At 38.1% G+C, this 3,679-nt stretch carries 5 protein-coding genes; 4 read left to right on the forward strand and 1 reads right to left on the reverse strand.

The annotated features are described in order from the left end of the window. Positions 1 to 11: 11 nt before the first annotated feature. The 4 genes from HWQ37_RS34535 to HWQ37_RS34550 all read left to right on the forward strand — a co-directional run bounded on the left by HWQ37_RS34535 (position 12) and on the right by HWQ37_RS34550 (position 3,419). Complete coding sequence (locus tag HWQ37_RS34535; RefSeq protein ID WP_465249737.1) at positions 12 to 800, forward strand: PP2C family serine/threonine-protein phosphatase; 789 nt, start codon at positions 12 to 14, stop codon at positions 798 to 800. A 6-nt stretch (positions 801 to 806) separates the two neighbouring features. Continuing rightward, positions 807 to 2,585 (forward strand): PDZ domain-containing protein, encoded by a 1,779-nt coding sequence (locus tag HWQ37_RS34540; protein ID WP_292755902.1) that lies wholly within the window; start codon positions 807 to 809, stop codon positions 2,583 to 2,585. 142 nt (positions 2,586 to 2,727) lie between these two features. After that, positions 2,728 to 3,012 carry a guanyl-specific ribonuclease gene (locus HWQ37_RS34545; protein WP_292755904.1) on the forward strand — a complete coding sequence of 95 codons (285 nt, stop codon included), beginning with the start codon at positions 2,728 to 2,730 and terminating at the stop codon, positions 3,010 to 3,012. 23 nt (positions 3,013 to 3,035) lie between these two features. After that, entirely contained in the window at positions 3,036 to 3,419 is a 384-nt protein-coding gene (locus HWQ37_RS34550) for a barstar family protein (protein ID WP_292755905.1), read from the forward strand. A 22-nt stretch (positions 3,420 to 3,441) separates the two neighbouring features. On the opposite strand, the gene HWQ37_RS34555 is transcribed toward HWQ37_RS34550, so the two are convergent. Then, on the reverse strand, positions 3,442 to 3,588 hold the full coding sequence (locus HWQ37_RS34555) for a PIN domain-containing protein (protein ID WP_363318236.1): 147 nt from the start codon (positions 3,586 to 3,588) through the stop codon (positions 3,442 to 3,444). Positions 3,589 to 3,679: the final 91 nt, after the last annotated feature.

Raw genomic sequence — 3,679 nt, forward strand, 5'->3', positions numbered from 1 at the left:
GAGGAAATTTTGTGAATTGGAAAGCTGTTGCGCGTTCTGCGATCGGAACAAGTCATGAAAACCAGGAGATAGATTGTCAAGATTATGGGGATTATCGCATCTTTGATGATGTGATTGTAGGCGCTGTTGCTGATGGTGCTGGTAGTGCTAAACATTCTGATGTTGGTGCTAAGTTGGCGGTAGAAACGGCACTTAAATATCTTTCAAAAATTAGTGAATATCTTCGCAAGCGTCAACATTGGTGGCAAAAAGTTTATCAAGCACTTTCGCAACAAGAAGCCGAGAAATTATTTACTAAAACTGTAAATAAGGTAATTGCTGAGTTAGGCAAAAAAGCAGATAAAGAAAATTATTCTGTCAATGATTTAGCTTGTACATTGTTGGTTTTCGTAGCAACTCCTGACTGGGTTGCAGCTATGCAAATCGGGGATGGATTTATTGTAAGGCGCTCCCAAGAGTCAGAATATCAACTGTTGTTTCAGCCAGATAAAGGTGAGTTTGCTAATGAAACGACTTTTATCACTTCAGCAAATGCAGTAAAAGAAATGCAGGTAACGGTTATTTCCGAAAAACAAGAGTTTATTTGTGCTTCCACTGATGGACTAGAGAAAGTAGCAATTCGCTTGAGCGACTGGAAACCCTTCTCACCTTTCTTTAAACCTTTGGAGGAATACTTGCACGAACCTGTTAATGAAGAGGAGAAAGACAAATATCTGACGGAATTCCTCAACTCTGAACGGCTAAATTCTCGCACTGATGATGATAAAACCTTACTTTTGTGCTTGTTTGATAGAGAGTAAAATTCGATGACAGTTCTCACCTGTGCCAGTACGGGTCAATCGATTACTCTGCTTGGTGAACCTAAAATTAGTGGTGAAGCGGAGGTTTGGCAAACAAATCGCAATGGTTACTTAGCAAAAATTTACCACGACCAAACTCCTGAGCGTGTGCAAAAGTTGGCGGTGATGATAGCGCATCGACCCAAAGAGCCAAACTCTCACCTCAATCATATTTCTTTTGCTTGGCCTAAGTCGGTACTGAAAGATGCTCAGGCTAATTGTGTGGGCTTTTTGATGCCGGAAATTAAGGAAGGAAAAGAACTTATTGATATATACAACCCCAAGCGTCGTAAGCATTTGAAACTTGAGGTTGATTGGCGTTTTCTGCACACAACAGCGCTGAATATCGCCTCAATTATTGAAGCAATTCACATTTCTGGCTATGTTTTGGGTGACATCAAGCCGCAAAATATTCTTGTTAACGATCGCGCCTTACCTTCAATTATTGATACTGATTCCTTTCAAGTTCGGAATCCGGTAAATGGGAAGATTTATCGTTGTCCAGTTGGTTCACCAGATTATACACCACCGGAACTAATTGATAAAGATTTTTCTAGCATCGATCAAACGGAAGTACACGATCGCTTCCGGTTAGCAGTGATTATCTATCAGTTATTGTTTGGTGGTGAAAGTCCTTTTGCAGGAAAGTGGATAGGTACGGGGGAAACTCCAGAAACTAATGAACTTATCCGTCAGGGTTTATGGCTGTATGCACCAAACCGTTTGATTCAACCTGTAGAAAGGACAATTATTCTTGAGATTGTTCACCCAGAGGTTCAGCGATGTTTTCTCAGATGCTTTAACGATGGTTATCAAAATCCTAACTTGCGCCCGACTGCTGGGGATTGGGTAAAGGCGCTCAGACTTGCTGTTAATGAGTTAACTATCTGTGGAAAGGTAGACAGCCACTATTACAGCCAAACTTATGATAAGTGTTATTGGTGCGATCGTTCTACAAAACTTGGTATTGATATATTTCCTGGCTTTGCTAGACCAAAACAACAAGCTGATTTTGCTGAATCAACATTAAAACCTAAAGCTTTTGCCGCAGAGAAAATTATAGAAATAGTTCTGCAACAAGGGCAAAGAATAAGTGTAATAGGTAGAATAATAAGTACACTCACTAACAAACAAAGTATTTTTAAAAGCGCTGTTGGAAACAGCACTTCTTTATCAGTAACTTCTCTTTATGCGAAAATCTGGACAAGTAATACAACTGCAAACAATAATACACATCAACACTTGTCTACTACAAACCAGATTCAAAGTTATGCTCAAGTTATTATTATTTTAGTATTAACCTCATTAGTGTTAGCTTCACTTGTTAATTTTGCTGCTAGTAGTCTATTTTCTAGCTCTGATAATTCTAATTCTACACAAGAAGCAAAAGAGAAATTAACTCAATCGCAATCGATAGAAATAACCACCAGTGAGATTAAAGAGTATACCGTCAGTATTGGTATTTCATTCCAAGTTAATGAAGAAACTAAAATACCAAAAGTTACGAATGTCTTGGAAAAATCTCCAGCAGCATTGCGAAATATTGAAGTTGGTGATCAAATATTGGAAGTAAATGGCAGATCGACATCAACAATGAATGCGACAGATGTAGCTAATTTGATACAAGCAGATGTAAATACTGTAGTTTTTTTGCTCCTAAAACGTTGTTCATCCCGTCTTAAACCGGGAGATTATGGTATCATCCTGATTAAATGCCAGAACATTGAGACTATACTTAATAACTAAGTGCTAACTGAAAGTATAAGTGATCTGTATCTACATATCCACACAATACTCACTTTGTCTCATTCTCTAAATCAAGTTCACAGCGATCAGCTTCTATATATCCTTCAGCTAGTGGTTGAGAAAATCAAAGAAAGTATTTATAATGAGTGTAATACCACAAGTTGACATTAGCAAATTACCTCCAGAAGTTCAAGCTACTATCAATCTTATTTCCGTAGGCGGTTCTTACCCTCATAGCAAAGATGGCATTGTGTTCAAAAACCTTGAAGGATTACTGCCACCACAACCGCGAGGATATTACAGAGAGTATACAGTACCAACTCCCGGAGCAACAGATAGAGGTAGTCGCCGTCTGATTACTGGGCAAAATGCCGAACTTTATTATACTGCTGATCACTACAATAGCTTTCAAGAAGTCATCTACTAGTCGTGATAAGTAAGGAGGAATATATGAGTGAATTTCTAAATATTTCGTCAATAGATATAAAACAAGGCATACGTGAAGCAGTGGAACAAATAGCCGCAGAACCAGGAACTAAAGTTTTTTATCTTGATGGTAAAAAAATTAATAGCAAAGAAACATTTTTAAGTAAAGCTGCTGAAGCAATGCAATTTCCTACATACTTTGGTGCTAACTGGGATGCTTTTGATGAATGTATCACGGATTTAACATGGTGTCCGGCTGAGAGATACGTCATATTGTATGACCATGCTGATATATTTGCTCAAGCTGAACCGACACAGTACCAAATAGCATTGGATATTTTAAATTCAGCCAAAGAATACTGGCAAGCTAATAATATTACTCTGAAGTTTTTAACTATAAACAAATAGGTCAATTTAGCGTTGACACAAATTAAGATATAGTCCAATCTTCTAAACGCAAATTAGGAATTTTCTCAAAATCCTTGCGGTTGCGAGTAACCAAAATCCCATTCACTGACAGCGTAATTGCCGGAATGCGTAAATCTTGAGTACCAATGCGGATTCTTTGACGAATCAAGTCTTCGTAACAATTAATAGCATACTCGTTAAATCCTAGCGATACCTACGGTGGGCTTTGCCAACGCGCATTTTTGAAAAACTCTAAAGTA

It is taken from the genome of Nostoc sp. NMS4 (assembly GCF_017115095.1).
Classification (GTDB): domain Bacteria; phylum Cyanobacteriota; class Cyanobacteriia; order Cyanobacteriales; family Nostocaceae; genus Nostoc.

What these genes read in the sequence shown, in the direction of transcription:
- HWQ37_RS34550 (WP_292755905.1), top strand. Translation starts at nt 3,036, where the DNA reads ATGAGTGAATTTCTAAATATTTCGTCAATAGATATAAAACAAGGCATA.
- HWQ37_RS34540 (WP_292755902.1), top strand. Translation starts at nt 807, where the DNA reads ATGACAGTTCTCACCTGTGCCAGTACGGGTCAATCGATTACTCTGCTT.
- HWQ37_RS34545 (WP_292755904.1), top strand. Translation starts at nt 2,728, where the DNA reads ATGAGTGTAATACCACAAGTTGACATTAGCAAATTACCTCCAGAAGTT.